Raw genomic sequence first — 16,500 nt, forward strand, 5'->3', positions numbered from 1 at the left:
CAGGAGAACACCGTGGCATTGAGAGTCGGAATCATTGGTGCCGGACCCAGCGGCCTGGCACAACTGCGCGCCTTTGAATCAGCACGTCAAAAGGGCGCCACCATCCCCGAAATCATGTGTTTCGAGAAACGCGATGACTGGGGTGGACAGTGGAACAACAGTTGGCGTATTGGTCTGGACGATCGCGGCGAGCCAGTGCACTCAAGCATGTATCGCCATCTGTGGTCCAACGGGCCCAAGGAGTGCCTGGAATTCTCGGATTACTCTTTTGACGAGCACTTCGGCCGGCCCATTTCCTCCTTCCCGCCCCGTGAAGTTCTCTTCGATTACATCAAGGGACGAGTAGAAAAGTCCGACGTCCGCAAGTACGTCAGGTTCAACAGCGTTGCCCGCCACACCAGCTACAACGAGGCCACACAGGAATTCACGCTGACGGTTGAGGACCTCAAGACGAACCTCACCGAGACCCATGTGTTCGACAAGTTGGTGGTTGCCACCGGTCACTTCTCCGTTCCCGCAGTCCCCGAGTTCAAGGGCATCAAGACCTTCCCGGGCGAGGTTCTGCACGCTCACGACTTCCGCGGTGCCGAGCGTTTTTATGGCAAGAAGCTGCTCATGATCGGCAGCAGTTATTCCGCTGAGGACATCGGCATGCAGGCCCACAAGATGGGCGCCGCGTCCATCACGCTAAGCTACCGCTCTGCGCCGATGGGCTACCGCTGGCCAGGGACAACGGTGGAGCGGCCACTGGTCACGCACTTCGAGGGGCGCACCGCATACTTCAGCGATGGCACCCAAGACGACTTTGACGCCGTCGTCCTCTGCACCGGATACCAACACAAGTATCCGTTCCTGCCCAGCGGGCTGTCGTTGAAGTCGCCGAACGTGCTGTACCCGGCTGGCCTCTACAAAGGAGTGGTGTGGCAGCAGAACACCAATCTGTTCTACCTGGGCGCCCAGGACCAGTACTACACGTTCAATATGTTCGATGCTCAGGCCTGGTTTGCCCGTGACGTCATGACCGGCCGGATCAATCTGCCACCCTTGGCTGAGCGTGAGGCCGACATCCAGCACTGGCTCCAGCGTCTGGCCGCGCTGCCGGACCATGATGCAGAAGCCGATTTCCAGACGGACTACCTGCGCGAACTCATAGCCGCGACCGACTACCCGCCGTTCGATTTGGATGCTGTCTGTCAGTTGTTCAAGGACTGGATGCATCACAAACACGACGACATTCTGGGCTACCGCGATATGCTCCACCGCTCGGTGGTCACCGGCACCATGGCCACCAAGCACCACACCCGCTGGCTGAACGCCATGGATGACTCGTTGGAGCGGTACCTGAACGGCCCTTCCCAGGATCTCGGTAACGTCTCCCCTGACGATCTCAGTGAGACCGTAACCGCCAGGTAGCTGGGCCGCATCGCTCGGGGATAGCACCTCCCCTGTGCAGGCCGCCGCCTTGGCTACCAGGCGGCGGCCCGCCGCGCCCCAACTACCTACCCGTCGCGTCTTGATGACGAATAGGTCAGTCGTTCACAACAGAGGAGCAACTTTGCACTCTCCAAGCAATAGTCTTAAGAGGGGTCCCCCAGCGGGGCCGAATCGTGAGACTGGGGAGTGAGCAATGCGGGTTTCCGCAAAAGATCGAAAAGAACAGCTGATAGCGGCAACTGTGGAACTCATGAGGCGCGAGGGCGTCCAGTCGGTGACCATGCGGGCTATCGCCAAAGAAGCCAATGCTCCTTTGGCTACGGCCAACTATTGCTTCAGCGGTAAGGACGAGCTCATGGAGGCAGCCGCCGAGGCCTGGCTGAAGAATCTCAGCAGTTTTTCCGGTGAAGTCCCTGTCCACCTAGGCCTTCGCAAGGCTGTGGAACAAGTAGCCGAAGGTTACTGGCGGGCACTCGAAGAGGAACCTGCCAGTCTCATTGCTGAGATTGAACTCATTCTGTGGGCGACTCGGAATGCTCCCGTCAGCCCGCTGGCCGCGAAAATCTATCCCGCTTACGAAGTGGAACTCGGGGACATTTTCTCTGCCGCGGCGGAAAGCAACGGCGACGAATGCCTTATCGGCATCCCTGCACTCGTGCGGTCTTTCCTGATGATCTACGACGGAGCAACTCTTCAGTATTTGACGGACCCGACGGCGGCAGATCACCGCGCGCTGTTCTTCATGACTTTGGATGCGCTACTGATCAAGGCGGGAGTCTGAGGCACCCCACCCTTCAACGGCGAAAGAGGCCAACTATTTCGCGCCCACGACCACGAGATCTTCATTTCCCGTGGTGACGGCTGGAACCTCCGTCACGACGCTCCTGTTTCGTGCCGACTCTTCGACGGCGGCCAACACCCGCTGGATCTGCAACCCATCAGCGAACGACGGCGATGGTTGGGTTCCGTCGCGAATGGCAAGCAAGAAGTCGCGAACCTGGTGCGTGAAGGTGTGTTCCCAGCCGATGACGTGACCCTGCGGCCACCATGCTGCAGCGTAGGGATGCTCGGGCTCATTGACCAGGATCCGCCGGAACCCCTGCTCCCGCACCGGAAGCGTAGCGTCCAGGAAGCCGAGCTCGTTCAGGTTCTCCAGATCGAACGTCAACGAACCCAAAGACCCGTAGATCTCTATCTTCAAAGAGTTCTTCTGTCCGGTAGCCACTCGTGACGCTTCTACCGACGCGCTGAGGCCGCCGGTCATCCCCAAAGTGGCCCACGCGGCGTCGTCGACTGTCACTTTCTCCAGACCGCCAAAACCGGGGCGTTCGGCAACAAAGGTCCGCAACGTTCCCGTCACCTCAGTGACCGTCTGGCCCGTGAGGTGCTGGACTTGGTCGATGGCGTGCGAGGCGATGTCCCCCAGCGCCCCAGACCCGGCCGTCTCCTTGCGGAGCCGCCAACTCATGGGGGTTTCGACGTCGGACAGCCAGTCCTGCAGATAAGCGGCACGGATGTGCCTCACAGTTCCGAGGCGTCCTTCGGCAATCAGCTCCCGAGCCAACGCCAGCGCAGGAACCAGCCGGTAATTGAACCCGATCATCGACTGCAAGCCCCGGGCCTGGGCGGAAGCGGCCGCTTCCGCCATCAGCTCGGCCTCTTCTAGGGTGTTGGCCAGCGGCTTCTCCACGAGCACATGCTTCCCCGCTGCCAGGGCCGCAATAGCGATCTCGGCGTGCATCCAACCGGGCGCGCAGATGTCCACAATGTCGATGTCGTCCCGCGAGATCACGGAACGCCAGTCAGTAGCGGATTCGGCCCAGCCATACTTGGCAGCGGCCTCGGCCACTGCCAAGGCGTCCCGGCCCACGAGCACTTTCTGTTCGAAGGCCGGAACGTCGAAGAAACTGGCCACATTCCGCCACGCATTCGAGTGGGCCTTGCCCATGAAGGCGTAACCGATCGCGGCCACACCCAGCGGACGGGCACTAAGAACAGAAGCGGTCATGGTTTACTCGAACCAGCCCCGCGCCGGGTTGGAGACCTCGGGCGCCTCACGGAAAACGCCGGGCTGGGCAACCCAACCAACCCCATTGGCGATGACCTTCTGGATCTGCGGCTGGTGGTACACCGGGTATTCCTGGTCGCCGGGGCTGAAGTAGAAGATCCGGCCCTTGCCGCGGGAGAACGTCACGCCGGAGCGGAACACCTCTCCCCCGGTGAACGAGCTGATGAAGATCAGGTCATCAGGCTCCGGGATGTCGAAATGTTCGCCGTACATTTCCTGCTGGGGAATGACAATAGGGCTTTCGATCCCAGCGGCGATCGGGTGCGAAGGCTTGACCGTCCACACGAGCTCGCGTTCGCCCTCGTTGCGCCATTTCAGCGAGCACGTGGTCCCCAACAGTCGAGTGAAGATTTTGGCGAAGTGGCCCGAATGCAGGACCACCAGTCCCATGCCGCCGAGCACGTGGCGTTGCACGCGCTCCACCACTTCCTCAGCGACGTCCCCATGCGCAATATGCCCCCACCACAGCAGCACGTCGGTCTGCTCCAGGACTTCCTCGGAGAGTCCGTGCTCGGGATCGGCCAGGGTGGCGGTGGAGATTTCGGAGTCCGGGTAGAAGCCGCGGAGTCCGGCGGCAATGGCGCCGTGGATCCCTTCCGGGTACATCTCGCCGATAGTTGCGGGCTCGTTGCGGGCCTCATGGACGGCCTCGTTCCAGACGACGACCTTCAATTTTGAATCAGACATTTCAGAGCACCACTTCACGTTGTTCGAGGGCGGATTTGTAGCAAGCATCAAGGACCAGCGCGCGGCTGAGGGCAAGGGACCCGTCGTGGCTTCCCCACACGGTCTCGCCACCGCGCACGGCGGCAATGAAATCGTCGACGACGGCCTGGTGGGCTCGCCCGGGTTCGGCCACCACCTCGAAGTCGGTGTTTTCGCCGTCCTTCTCCGTGAAGACATGGACGTCCGCCACTGGGTTCTCGGAGGCGCCGACCGAGCGCAAGTCCGCACCGCCGTCGGTCCCGTAAACGGTGAAGTCCATCAGGTCCCGCTCGTCGCGGTAGGTGGCCCATCCCGCTTCCAGGATCAGGGTCCCGCCGCCTTCCAGCCGGATGAACGCGGACGCGAAGTCTTCCACTTCAAACTTGTGGCTGGAGTTCGACGCCGTGTACCGGGCGTTGCCGCCGAGGCCGCGCGGGCCGAGTTCGGAATGGGTCGACGCCGAGACGGCCAGAACCTTGGGCTCACCCAGCAGGTGCAGCGAGTAGTCCAGCACGTGCACGCCGATGTCCGCCAGCGGTCCGCCGCCGGCGAGTTCCGGGTTGGTGAACCAGCTGCCCAGCATCGGAATGCCCTGCCTGCGGAGCCAGGATGCCTTGGCGTAGTACGGGCGCCCCAGCGTGCCGGCGTCGATCACTTCTTTGAGCGCCTGGATGTCCCCGCGGCGGCGGTGGTTGAACGCGACGTCCAGAACACGGCCGGCCTTGCGTGCGGCGTCCACCATCTGTTGACCTTCGACGGCGTTGCGCGCCAACGGCTTTTCGCTCAGTACATGCAGTCCCCGCTCGAGCGAAGCAATAGCGATGGGCGCGTGCAGGAACGTCGGCACGGCGACGCTGACGGCGTCGAGGCCATCGAGCTCGATCATGTCTTCCCAGCGGGCGAAGGCGTGGGGAATGCTGTATTCCTCCTTCAGCTGGGCAAGAAGGTCAGCTTCCATGCCCGCGACGGCGACAATCTCGACGCCGTCAATGTTGCTGTACGCCTTGAGGTGCTGCTGGCCGGCCCAACCGATGCCCACAACTCCCACCTTGAGGGTTGTGGACGGGGCCTGCTGCTGAATGCTCACGTTGTTCCTGTTCTTTCTGTGGTTACTTCGGATGGCTGAAAGTGGGGTTAGCCCTTGACCGCACCGGCCGTCATGCCGGATACGATGCGCTTCTGGCATACGAGCACCAGGATCACGAGCGGAACGGTGATGATCACCGACGCGGCGCTGATGGTGCCGAGGGGTTGGTCGAACTCGCTGGTTCCGCTGAAGAACGCAATCGCGACCGGCACGGGCCGGGATTCCGGCGAGGTGGTCAGCGTGACGGCCAGGAGGAATTCGTTCCAGACCGAGATGAACACCAGGATCGCCGTCGTCGCCAAGCCCGGGACCGCCAGCGGAAGGATGACCTTGCGGAAGGCGACAAACGGTGTGGCGCCATCCATGTACGCGGATTCCTCGAGCTCACGCGGGATCTCCTTGAAGAACGACGTCAGCGTGTAGATCGCCAGCGGCAACGCGAACGTCAGCTTCGGGATGATGAGGCCGAGCAATGTGTCGTACAGCCCGATATCACGCCAGATGGAGAACATCGGGGCCGCGATGGCGATGGCCGGGAACGTGGTAACCGAGAGGATGAGCGTCAGGATCATCGCCTTGCGGCGCATCTTCAGCCGGGCCAGCGCATAGGCGGCGAAGGACGCGAACACCAGCGCCACTGTTGTAGTCACGACGGCGATAATCACCGAGTTGCGCAAGGCCAGGAGGAACTCGGGGTTCTGGAAGACCACCAGATAGTTCTCAAGGGTCGGCTGGCTCGGGAAGAGCTCGCCTTGGGACAGGCTCGCGCCCTTCTTGAGGGAGGTGTTGACCAGCCAGTAGAACGGGATGAGCGAGAAAGCCATGACGGCCACCACGAACACCCACACCAAGGGATGCAGTTTCGATTCCCCACGCAAGCGACGCTTCGGCGCCTTGGGGCGCGTGGCGAGTTCCGCCGTCGGACGTTCAGCAATCAGCGTGCTCATTGTTCCTCCTTCGCGACGTCGCGGATGTTGCCGCCGGCGAAGCGGACGTAGATGACCGAGACCACCATGACGGTGAGGAAGGTCAGGATGGACAGCGCCGAGCCTTCGCCCACCAGCCGGTTTTCACGCAGCTGGGTGTAGGCGAGCATGGACATGGATTCGGTGCCGTTGGCGCCGCGGGTGAGGACGAACGGCAGGTCGAAGACGCGGAGGGCGTCCATGGTGCGGAAGATCGCGGCGAGGACGATTGCCGGGCGCAGGAGCGGCAGGGTGATGTTCACGAAGGTCTGCCATTTGCTGGCGCCGTCGAGCTCCGCGGCCTCGTACGTTTCGGCGGAGATGACCTGCAGGCCGGCCAGGATGATGAGTGCCGCGAATGGGGTGGTCTTCCAGACGTCGGCCATGACGATCACGGCCATCGCGTAGCCGTGCTCGCCGAGCCACACGACGTCGCCACCGGGCAGCCCCAGCGTGGAGAGGACGTTGGTGACCAGGCCCATGTTGGGCTGGAACATCGTTTGCCAGGTGATGGCGCTGACCACGGTGATGATCGCGTACGGCAGCAGCACCACGGTACGCAGGACGGCGCGGCCCTTGAACGCGAGGTTGAGCAGCAACGCCATGGCTGTTCCGAGGACGAGTTCCAGGCTGACGGAGAGACCCGCGAAGAGGAAGGTCTGGCCGAACGCAGCCCACCACTCTTGGCTTGCGAGGGCGTTGATGTAGTTTTCCAGGCCGACAAAGCGGGACAGCCCTGCGGTGCGGACGCTGTACTGGTTCAGCGAGAGCCAGATCGCATAGCCAATGGGAACCGCTGCCACCAAGGCCATGATCACCAGCGACGGGGCGGTCATGCGGAACGCGAGCCTGCGCTCTGCGCGGTCGCGGCCGCTTGTTTTTGCCGGTGCGGCCCGGCCCGGTTGAAGTGTCTTGGTGGCCATGATCAGAAGCTCGCCTTGGCGGTGGTGATTTCCTCGGCCATCTTCTGCACGGCGTCCTCGGTGGAGGCGGTGCCGGAGAGGACTGCGTAGACGTTCTTGTAGATCGCCTGGCTGATCTGCGGGTAGACCGGCGAGATGGGGCGCGGCTTTGCACCCTTCACGGAGGCGAGGAGTTCCGTGGCGAACGGCATCTTCTGAAGTACCGCGGCGTCAGAGTAGGCAGCTTCGTTGACCGGGGCCTGCGAGTAGTCCATGGCCACGTGCTTCTGCCACTCCGGGCTGGTGGCGTAGTCGATGAACGCTACAGCTCCAGCCTGGTTGGTGGAGTGGGCCGAGATCGCGAGGTTCCAGCCGCCGAGCACGCCGGAGGCCTTGCCGCCTTCCCATGCCGGCAGCGGCGCGACCGCGAAGCTTGATGCCAGCGGTGTCGCGTTGAGCAGCCGGTACACGTGCGGCCAGTTGCGCTGGTATCCGAAGTCGCCGGACTCGTAGGCGAGGCGGGCCGGGTCTTCGTTGTAGGTGAGGACGGCGCGGTCGGCTGAGCCGTTCTTGAGTCCGTCGCTCATGAAGTTGAGGACGTCGCGGGTTTCCTTGGAGTCGATCTTGACGTCGCCCTGGTCGTCGAGCACTTCGCCGCCTGCGCTGTAGAGCATTTCGAGGAAGTTCACCGTGAGGCCCTCGTACTGCTTGCCTTGGTAGACGTAGCCGTTGCCGGGAGCCTTGGCGGCTTCCGCGTAGAGCTGCTGCCAGGACTCGGGCTTGGCTACCTTGTCCTTCTGGTAGTAGATCAATCCGGCGTTGGTGAAGAACGGCGAGCCCCAGTACTTGTCCTGGTACTTGGTGGTTTCCACAGTGGAGGGAATGAGCCGGTCCTTGTTGGCTTCCACCAGCTTGGTCTGGTCCAGCAGCCAGCCCTGGGAGGCGAACTCGGAGGTCCAGATGACGTCCGTGATGAAGAGGTCGCACTCGGTGGACTTGCCTTCGAGCCGCTGCACGATCTGCGTGCGGGCTTCGTCCGTGGTGGCGCCGATCTCGGTGTACTTGGCCGTGACCTTACCGTTCGCCTTGGTGAACGCCTCCGCTGTGCCCTTGTAGATACCGCTCGCGTCCTTGACGCCGCAGATATTCACGGCACCGCTGGCATTAGCGCCCGACGCCGGATCGGCAGCTGCCGCTTGCTCGGCACCTTGGGGTGCTGCTCCCCCGCCGCATGCGCTGAGGAGGAGGGCTGCTGCTAGTGCGGTTGCCGCTAGGGCTTTTCTGTTTCGGGGTGCTGCGGCGTTGTTCTGGCTCTGGAGCGGGAAAGCAGGTCGGTTCAAGTCCACAAGTGGCTCCTTTGGGGTCTGTGGGCGGGTGGCGTTCAGTGCGCGTTATGGCTGTCCCGCGTCCTGAGGGTGGCTTCTTTGCCGGTAGTTCTCGTGGTCCATGGAATCGATTCCAAATGTGTCCAAAAGAATCGGCCTTTCGGCCGTGGAATCGATTCCAAAATAGTGGAACAGGGACCACTGAAGGCTGTCAACCCTCTTTATTTCGTGGAGTCCCGGATGACGAGTTGGTGCGGGAGGAAGGTTCTTCCCTTGCGATGTTCCCCTGGGACTGTCATGCGATCGAGGAGTTCAGCGAAGGCGACCCGGCCCATCTCGTAGGCCGGCTGTCTTACGGTTGTCAGCTCGGGGACGCACATTTCTGCTTGGGCAGAGTCATCGAAACCCGCTACGGCGATGTCGTTTGGTACAAGTAGGCCGGCGTCCGTGAGCTCGCGGACACACCCCGCGGCGACTACGTCGGTCCCGCAGAAGATAGCGTCCGGAAGGTCTTTTGCTTTGAGGAGCTTCTTGGCGAGGCTGCGACCGGAGTGAAAGCCGAAGTTGCCTTCTCCGAGCAGGATCCGGTCCGGTTCCAAGCCGGACTCAGTGAGTGCCTGGCGGAATCCTTCTTCACGCAGCCGGCCCGAGCGGGCTCCCCTATGGGCGAGCATGGCCAGCTTCTTGGCACCGGTGTCGATCAGATGTTTGGTGATGTCGTATGCGGCCTGCCGGTCATCTATGGACACCCCGAATGCTGCCTCCGCATCGACGATTTCACAGACCTGGATCACGCTTAGCTGCTCAGCGACTGTGTTGACGTCGTCGTCCGGCATCGTTGGCGAGAAGATCACCAGGCCGTCCACGGAGCCGTTGCGGAGCATGTCCACGAGTTGCTGTTCGCGATCGAGGTCCCCGTCGGTGGCAGCGATGAGGCTGACGTAGCCAGAGTCCGCCGCCGCGTCGCCGACACCACGGAAGACTTCACTGATCACGAGGGAGTCGAGGTTCTTGGCCAGGGCTAGGACGCGCATCGTCCTGTCTCTTCTGAGGTCCCTCGCCGAAGCAAGAGGACGATAGCTAAGCTCCTTGATGGCGGCGTTGACCTTCTCCTTGGCCGACGCACTGACAGCCGAACTACCATTCAGAACGCGCGACACCGTCCCCACGGACACACCCGCCGTTTTGGCGACGTCCTGAACTGTCGGCCGAGCCATTCGTTTGTCCTTCCGCGAGAAGTGCCGATGGTCCTTGCCGCCACGAACTACCACGCCCACCGGCGTTCCTCAGCTTAGCTGTAACGAAGAAAAACAGACGGAGTTAGGGGCTCATACAGCAGCCCCAGGCGCACCCACCCCCCTGTTCACCGTCAATGCCTCAAGGTCGAGCAAACAATTACGGCCTCCGTCTGTGGAGCATCACTCACGAGCTAGAGATTGCATAAATGTGGCCCGGAGCGCTCCTACGGGCAGGACGCAGCGGTCTAGGAAATCCGATACCTATCACATAGCTCGACTCACGCAGTGAAGAGCAGTCCACGACGATATAGTGGCCTCCCATGATCACCTTTTCGCAATTCAAACACGCAGTTCGGCGCTACGCACCCTCGGACCTTCTGCCCGCGTTGGCCGCAAGAAGTTCCCAAATCGCTGTCAAAAGGCTTTACACGAATGATCTAACAACCGAAGAACAACAACGGATCTTGGCTTACGGGACCATCGCGCGAATTAGCATGCTACATGGCAACGAGTTTCGTAGCAGTACGGTAGATGAATCTGCGATCATCAAACTAGTAAACCTCTTCTGGGAAGCAGAAGATGCCGCCCATGATCCGGAAATTAACATATGGGCTCTAGTTTCTGCATTCATGTACGAACAGTTTGCCCTGCAGGGTACTTCAAGAGACGAACTAATTCGCAGTTACCTAATGCTCTGCGAAACTAGCGTTGAAGCTCAGCTGGTCAAGCCAAACACCGAAGACTGGAAGGAGCTGCTCGGTGCATCCATTCATGATGCATTCAGCGCCGCTTTCATGTTCTACGTTGTGGCCATAAATCACAATGGTGAGATTGATGATAAATTCATTGAAAGTGATGCGTATAAAAGACTAGAAGACGGTGTACCCCGAGAATCGGCTTATAAGACCCTTGAGTTATTAACGGCCTCAATTGCCGAGATCAAAATCGATGCTGCTGCGGCGGCCGAGAGGTCCCAAGTCCCGACATCCTTAGAGCGCTTCTCATACAATCCATTGTCTCGAACTCCAGTAATTGAGCTCGAACCAGGTAGAAGACTTGCGCCGCAGCCAGAGTTCATCCTCCATACCATGAGTCCTGAGAACCTCTACTATCGAGGTATGCGTCAGTGGGCGGATCAAGAGTTCGGAAAGGCCTACGGAGCCCGAGTCGAGGCCTATACGGGTATGCAACTCCTCCATTCAGGGAAATTTACAGTAGAGGGAGAGTTCAAATACCAGAAATCAGGCAGTGAAGCACGCTCCTCCGACTGGTTCCTCATGACTCCACAGGCCACTTTTATCATTGAGTGCAAATCAGCGCGTATGAGCCTCATTGCAAAGGCGGGCTCACAATCCTTTCCAAAGGTATTCGAAGAGCACATAACGAAGGCCTATCGTCAACTCGATGAAAACGCCAAACAAATAACTAGTGGCAATAAAAGTTTTGCTCACATTCCCGCAGACAAGCCGCTCATCGGCCTCGTAGTGGCGGCAGAGCCCCTATACAGCGTCAACGATCCCAGCATTCGAGAACTTCTTCCACAAACAAAAATCCCCATACTTACGCTAACACTTCGTGATATAGAGATGATTTCAACACTAGATCCTGAAGATGCTGGACGAGCCTTGTCCTCTATTGCCAACGATGCGACTGAAGCTGGTTGGAATATCTCGGCCGCCGTCCTAACTCAGTTGGGCATGAAGGACTATCCAAAGAACCGCCTGATGGAGGAAGCCTTCGATCGAGTCTTCTTACCAACTGTCGACTGATCGCCTCAGCCCGCGCCGCAAGTTCGATCACGTGAACGACGCAGAGAGCACCTGTCGAGTGATAGCTCGAGTAATGCTCTACAGTTTGTATCTACAGGCGAGCGATGCTCTTGGGGAGGGAACAGAACTTGTGGCCGGATAACGAGACGGATCGAGACTTTCTCAATTTCGAGGGGCTCGCCGACACCGTCGCGCAGATGATCGTCCAAGCCGAGGGGCGCCCGTTATCTGTCGGCATCTCAGGTGCATGGGGTGTCGGCAAGTCGTCGATGATCAAGTTGACAAAGTCCTCTCTGAAAAAACTTGAGGACTCAGACGATCAAAAGAAATTTGTCTTCGTCGATTTCAACGCTTGGCTTTATCAAGGTTATGATGACGCTCGCGCAGCTCTCCTCGATGTAATTGCTTCCGTCCTTACTGAGGAGGCGACAAGCCAAGAATCGGGAATGGACAAGGTCGCCGACTTCCTGAAGCGGGTGCGCTGGCTACGTCTCGCAAAGTTGGTTGCTCTGCCAGTCGCAGCACTCGCGCTTGGAATCCCACCTGGCGGACTGGCAGGCCAAGCCACCGATCTTATCGGCCAGGCCGCCAGTGGAAAGATCGGGTCTGAGCAACTGGAGACCGCTGGCAGGCTGGCAACGGAAGTCAGCCGTGAGTCGTCCTCATTGATTCGCGCAAAGGAGGACTCGTCCCCCCCTAAGGAAATTCAGGCCCTTAGGGACTCATTCGAAGCCGCCTTGGAAGAACTGAATGTTACCCTGGTCGTATTGATTGATGATCTCGATAGGTGCCTGCCGGAGACGACGATCTCAACCCTCGAGGCCATCAGGCTATTTCTCTTTCTAAAAAATACTGCATTCGTAATCGCCGCCGATGACGAGATGATCAGATATGCAGTACGAAAACATTTTGGCGGTTTAGGTGATGAAAGCCTTGTTACAAACTACTTTGACAAGCTCATCCAGATACCCGTCCGGGTTCCAACCCTTGGAACCCACGAAGTCCGAGCGTATATGGCGATGCTCTACATCGAGAATAGTAGCCTTTCGGCCGATCGTAAAGAACTGATCTGGAAAGGAGTTGCTAAGCAACTCCGCGCATCATGGCAAGGCAAACGCGTCGATCGAAAATTTATTGAATCCATCGATAACCAATTGCCGGCGGACTTAGTCGCGAGACTAGATTCAGCTGAACGACTATCGTCTTTGATGACAACCTCGGCCGGTATAGTTGGTAATCCAAGACTAGTTAAGCGATTTCTGAATGCCGTTTCCATCCGTATGGCCATATCGAAAGCCCAGGGCGTCGGGGTAGACGAAGCTGTCCTCGTAAAATTATTACTATTTGAACGACTGGCCCCCACGGCTGCATACACAGCGCTAAGCTCGTCAGTCAGCGCTAGTCCGAACGGCGAGCCCTCGATACTGGCCGATTGGGAGCAGTCACTCGCTGCGGGTAAGGAACCCGCCTTAACCGATCCTTGGGATGCGCCCTTCATACGAGAATGGCTTCAATTAGCCCCGCCCCTTGCGGCCACCGACTTGCGTGGTGCGTTATATGTTAGCCGCGAGCACGCCCCTCTTGAAATTTCAGGCGGACGACTCTCCGCAGAAGGAAGCCGTATTCTCGCGGCTTTGCTTTCCAACCCAGACATGGCTGATGCTCTGAAGGAGGATTTCAGAGCCCTTCCACCGACGGACCTATCCGAAATTCTGGACAAGCTTCTTTCAGTCGCACAACAGGAGCAGGAATGGGGCACTCCGCCGGTGCTTTCAGCTTGCATTGCAGTAGTTGACGTCGACCCCAGCCAGGGAAGTCGCTTGGCAGGTTTCCTCGTTGAGCGCCCGCCAAGACAAATTCGTGCAGGTCTCATCCCCAGGATAGACGGATATTCTTGGGCCAATGAGGTCTTCGACCACTGGGCTACGTCCGCTGTAAGCAGTCCCGTCAAGAACGCCATTAAAGCCGCCAAGAAGAACAGCGCGGCGAATGGGAACCTCTAAGAGCAGTACGGGGCCCGGCGCGAACGTGCCGATGGTGCCACCGTGGGCAGAGACGATTGGTCCGAGCACTCCGGATGGGGCTGCTCAGCAGCCCCTGTTCGACGCGGACGTGCCCACTCTGACTCCAGCTACCGCACCCGCTAGGCGATTCGGCGCGGCGCGCAGGAATTTCAGCAGCTTTGCCCGCTCCGGGAACTCGGTTGATATGCGCCGCGGTCTCTCACACTACGTCTCCACCGGCTACGGCGGAAGCAGAACATTCACTCGGCGCATGGGCGGAACCGCAACCACTGGCGGTCGTTTGGGAATGCTGCTCGCCACTGGTCAAACAGTGGAAGGAATATCCCTTCGTGATCGGGCATTGGCCGGTGGTTCTGACACGAATATTATAATGGACGCCATCGTCTCAGCGGTTCGCCCCGAGGACGGAACGCAAGACGCGGAAGGGTCGCGGCGCTCCATCCGCGAAGCTCTCTCAGATTTACTCGAGCGTTTCCCCGATGCCGACCTGCTCAGGCTTGATGACGCTCAACGCTCTTTCGTCATCGAGCGCTATGCAGCCCTCGATGTATATCAACGGTTTTTTCTGGACATGGGCAAAGGTGTCATTGCGGCCGCTGCTGATACGGCCTCGGGCCTGGGACGGCTCAGGGAAATACGCGAATTCATTGCAGAGTCAGTGGCTGCAAGCTTTCGGCGGATCCGCGGCGACAAGGGCACGGCAACTAGTGCCAATATCGGGGTGCTAACTCAACACGCACTTGCGCAAACATTCAGCATCTTCGAGGAGTATCTCGGTTGACATACTATTGTGGCCCATTTAGTTTTCTGTCTTCGAAACCAACCCCGGCGCAGCGCATCCTTCTATATGGACAAGCCTCCGGAACGGCGCATGCAAGCGCCGGAGCCGCTGTGGCAGAGCGGGTTCAGCGTCATGGACTCGAACCTAGTTCCGAAGCATGGGACTTCCTGTCGCTAGCGCTTTCTGCCGTTACCGTGGATGGCATTCATAGGCGGAACCTGAGCGCCGACGGGTGGACGCGTCAGCTGGACCTGTCGATTGCGGCCGTTGATCCCGACCGCTGGAACGATGTCGGAGGTGAGATCGCACGAGCCCTCTCCTTCCTGACGACAGACATATGGTCAGTTTCATTCATGCCTGGTGGGCAATTGCCTCGTCGCCCTCGAAAGCATGCTCCCCCGAAAGCCGACGCAGTTGCACTGCTTTCTGGTGGGCTGGACAGTTTGATCGGAACAATCGATCTAGCTTCAGGCGGCTCAGCAATCCTCGGGGTCAGTCAAACAGTTCGGGGCGACAGTCATCGGCAGAAATTATTCGCAAGGCGCATGGGTCAGAATGTCCAACTCATACAGCTGAACCATAATGCCAGCACTCGTCGCAGGGAAAAGGAAACGTCACAACGGGCGCGATCGATGGTCTTCATTGCATTTGCTGTGTTAGCCGCTAGCACTCTCGACAAGTATAAGTCAGGTGCAACAATACCCATCTACATCTGCGAAAATGGCTTCATCGCAATAAATCCGCCTCTAACACTGGCGCGAATTGGAAGTCTCAGCACTCGAACAGCCCACCCACATTTTTTGTCGCAGATACAACACATCTTTGACAAAGTAGGGCTTCGAGTGAAAATTATTAACCCTTATGAGGAAAAAACAAAGGGCGAGATGATGCTTGAATGTCGCGACCAGGATATTCTGCAAGAACTAGCGACCGTGTCCACTAGTTGTGGTCGATTCCAACGATTCAATTACACGCACTGCGGCAGGTGCGTGCCATGTCAGATCAGACGCGCTTCATTTCTCACCTGGGACGGCCCTGACCAGACTAAGTACCACTTTGAAGACCTCAGTATTGCGGACAGCGACTATGCGATGTTTGATGACGTTCAGGCGGTGAAAATAGCGCTAGAAACAGCCGAATCTTATGGTCTCGATCGCTGGATCGGCAATGCGCTTAATTCACCTCACATCGATAACGCTTTGGCGCTGCGAGCCATGCTGGGAAGAGGGCTACAAGAACTGCGCACCCTCCATGAGAACCTCCGTATTCCGTGATCGATTTTCATTGCCATCTGGATCTCTACCCCAACCCCGTCGACATCGCCGAAGAGGCGCGGCGCCGCAATATCGGCGTTCTTTCCGTAACAACGACCCCGTCAGCTTGGCGCGGAACCTCTAATTTGGCTCTCGGCAACCCTGCGATACGGACTGCCCTCGGACTTCATCCCCAACTCGCATCCGAACGAATTCACGAGATGCCGCTGTTCAAGGATCTACTACCAGAGACCGATTTCGTGGGTGAGGTAGGGCTGGACGGATCTCCCGAAAATCAGGGCACTCGGCATGACCAACAAATTGTATTTCGGGATATATTGCGAGCTTGCGACCAGGCCGGCGGCAGGGTAATCAGCGTTCATAGCCGAAACGCGGCCTCTGCAGTAATGGATCAACTAGAGCGGCACCTCAGAACGGGAACAGCCATCCTCCACTGGTTCTCTGGCAACAAAACTGAACTTCGGCGGGCAATTGCTCGCGACTGCTGGTTCAGCGTGGGACCGTCCATGCTAGTTGGGGCAAAAGGGCAAAGCCTCGTCTCCGCCATGCCCCGAAACCGCGTCCTTTTGGAATCGGACGGACCCTTTACAGCTCAAAAAGGACGTTCACTGGCCCCTTGGGACGCTGCCCTCGCAATTGACGGAATCTCCCGCGCCTGGAATATCCCTCCGGAAGAGGTGGTTTCTTTGGTCCAAAGCAACGAGCGATCGGTGCTCCGAACTATCTGATCCCTTTCCTGCTGCAAAAACCACCGGCGGTGGATCTCTGGTTGTCAGCACCGAGCGCAAATCCCTACGAGCCCACAGCGTTTGACGAGATGGGGGCCGGCTCGAGCACTCGACGGCATCCTCGGGGTTCCATTCAACTCCAGTCCCGGACCTAGCTCTGCTTGGTATCCCAAACCCTCACCTCCCCACCCACCCTCTTG

14 protein-coding genes are annotated in these 16,500 nt (G+C 59.0%); 7 read left to right on the top strand and 7 right to left on the bottom strand.

Going from position 1 to position 16,500, the window contains the following annotated elements; all coding sequences use genetic code 11:
• Positions 1-12 precede the first annotated feature (12 nt).
• Both CQ020_RS11265 and CQ020_RS11270 read left to right on the top strand, forming a co-directional pair.
• Positions 13-1,413 (top strand): NAD(P)-binding domain-containing protein, encoded by a 1,401-nt coding sequence (locus CQ020_RS11265; protein ID WP_105691923.1) that lies wholly within the window; start codon positions 13-15, stop codon positions 1,411-1,413.
• Between the two features lie 214 nt (positions 1,414-1,627).
• Complete coding sequence (locus tag CQ020_RS11270) at positions 1,628-2,215, top strand: TetR/AcrR family transcriptional regulator (protein ID WP_105691924.1); 588 nt, start codon at positions 1,628-1,630, stop codon at positions 2,213-2,215.
• Between the two features lie 33 nt (positions 2,216-2,248).
• On the opposite strand, the gene CQ020_RS11275 is transcribed toward CQ020_RS11270, so the two are convergent.
• The 7 genes from CQ020_RS11275 to CQ020_RS11305 all read right to left on the bottom strand — a co-directional run bounded on the left by CQ020_RS11275 (position 2,249) and on the right by CQ020_RS11305 (position 9,703).
• Positions 2,249-3,442, bottom strand: a complete 1,194-nt coding sequence (locus CQ020_RS11275; protein ID WP_105691925.1) for a Gfo/Idh/MocA family protein — start codon at positions 3,440-3,442, stop codon at positions 2,249-2,251.
• A gap of 3 nt (positions 3,443-3,445) precedes the next feature.
• Positions 3,446-4,189, bottom strand: coding sequence for a ThuA domain-containing protein (locus CQ020_RS11280; RefSeq protein WP_105691926.1), 744 nt, complete (start codon positions 4,187-4,189; stop codon positions 3,446-3,448).
• A 1-nt stretch (position 4,190) separates the two neighbouring features.
• The gene (locus CQ020_RS11285; RefSeq protein ID WP_105691927.1) at positions 4,191-5,294 is read right to left on the bottom strand and encodes a Gfo/Idh/MocA family protein; all 1,104 of its coding nucleotides are present in this window, start codon (positions 5,292-5,294) and stop codon (positions 4,191-4,193) included.
• 47 nt (positions 5,295-5,341) lie between these two features.
• Entirely contained in the window at positions 5,342-6,241 is a 900-nt protein-coding gene (locus CQ020_RS11290) for a carbohydrate ABC transporter permease (RefSeq protein WP_105691928.1), read from the bottom strand.
• Complete coding sequence (locus CQ020_RS11295; protein WP_105691929.1) at positions 6,238-7,182, bottom strand: carbohydrate ABC transporter permease; 945 nt, start codon at positions 7,180-7,182, stop codon at positions 6,238-6,240. Before CQ020_RS11295 ends, CQ020_RS11290 begins: the two co-directional genes overlap by 4 nt.
• 2 nt (positions 7,183-7,184) lie before the next feature.
• On the bottom strand, positions 7,185-8,507 hold the full coding sequence (locus CQ020_RS11300; RefSeq protein ID WP_105691930.1) for an ABC transporter substrate-binding protein: 1,323 nt from the start codon (positions 8,505-8,507) through the stop codon (positions 7,185-7,187).
• A gap of 200 nt (positions 8,508-8,707) precedes the next feature.
• Positions 8,708-9,703, bottom strand: a complete 996-nt coding sequence (locus CQ020_RS11305; protein WP_105691945.1) for a LacI family DNA-binding transcriptional regulator — start codon at positions 9,701-9,703, stop codon at positions 8,708-8,710.
• Between the two features lie 341 nt (positions 9,704-10,044).
• Between CQ020_RS11305 and CQ020_RS11310 the strand changes: the two genes are divergently transcribed.
• From CQ020_RS11310 to qatD, 5 genes are all read left to right on the top strand, one after another.
• Entirely contained in the window at positions 10,045-11,493 is a 1,449-nt protein-coding gene (locus tag CQ020_RS11310) for a hypothetical protein (protein ID WP_105691931.1), read from the top strand.
• 128 nt (positions 11,494-11,621) lie between these two features.
• Positions 11,622-13,496 carry a P-loop NTPase fold protein gene (locus CQ020_RS11315; protein ID WP_105691946.1) on the top strand — a complete coding sequence of 625 codons (1,875 nt, stop codon included), beginning with the start codon at positions 11,622-11,624 and terminating at the stop codon, positions 13,494-13,496.
• A gap of 205 nt (positions 13,497-13,701) precedes the next feature.
• Positions 13,702-14,298 (top strand): Qat anti-phage system associated protein QatB, encoded by a 597-nt coding sequence (qatB, locus tag CQ020_RS11320; RefSeq protein ID WP_308727311.1) that lies wholly within the window; start codon positions 13,702-13,704, stop codon positions 14,296-14,298.
• Between the two features lie 110 nt (positions 14,299-14,408).
• Positions 14,409-15,572, top strand: coding sequence for a Qat anti-phage system QueC-like protein QatC (qatC, locus tag CQ020_RS11325; RefSeq protein ID WP_219844505.1), 1,164 nt, complete (start codon positions 14,409-14,411; stop codon positions 15,570-15,572).
• On the top strand, positions 15,569-16,300 hold the full coding sequence (gene qatD, locus CQ020_RS24765) for a Qat anti-phage system TatD family nuclease QatD (protein ID WP_105691933.1): 732 nt from the start codon (positions 15,569-15,571) through the stop codon (positions 16,298-16,300). Before qatC ends, qatD begins: the two co-directional genes overlap by 4 nt.
• Positions 16,301-16,500 lie beyond the last annotated feature (200 nt).

The organism is Arthrobacter sp. MYb23 (assembly GCF_002979775.1).
Taxonomy (GTDB): Bacteria; Actinomycetota; Actinomycetes; order Actinomycetales; family Micrococcaceae; genus Arthrobacter.

Coding starts and splice junctions, on each gene's coding strand:
- CQ020_RS11270 (WP_105691924.1), top strand. CDS start 1,628: ATGCGGGTTTCCGCAAAAGATCGAAAAGAACAGCTGATAGCGGCAACT.
- CQ020_RS11275 (WP_105691925.1), bottom strand. CDS start 3,442: ATGACCGCTTCTGTTCTTAGTGCCCGTCCGCTGGGTGTGGCCGCGATC.
- CQ020_RS11280 (WP_105691926.1), bottom strand. CDS start 4,189: ATGTCTGATTCAAAATTGAAGGTCGTCGTCTGGAACGAGGCCGTCCAT.
- CQ020_RS11290 (WP_105691928.1), bottom strand. CDS start 6,241: ATGAGCACGCTGATTGCTGAACGTCCGACGGCGGAACTCGCCACGCGC.
- CQ020_RS11295 (WP_105691929.1), bottom strand. CDS start 7,182: ATGGCCACCAAGACACTTCAACCGGGCCGGGCCGCACCGGCAAAAACA.
- CQ020_RS11305 (WP_105691945.1), bottom strand. CDS start 9,703: ATGGCTCGGCCGACAGTTCAGGACGTCGCCAAAACGGCGGGTGTGTCC.
- CQ020_RS11310 (WP_105691931.1), top strand. CDS start 10,045: ATGATCACCTTTTCGCAATTCAAACACGCAGTTCGGCGCTACGCACCC.
- qatB (WP_308727311.1), top strand. CDS start 13,702: ATGCGCCGCGGTCTCTCACACTACGTCTCCACCGGCTACGGCGGAAGC.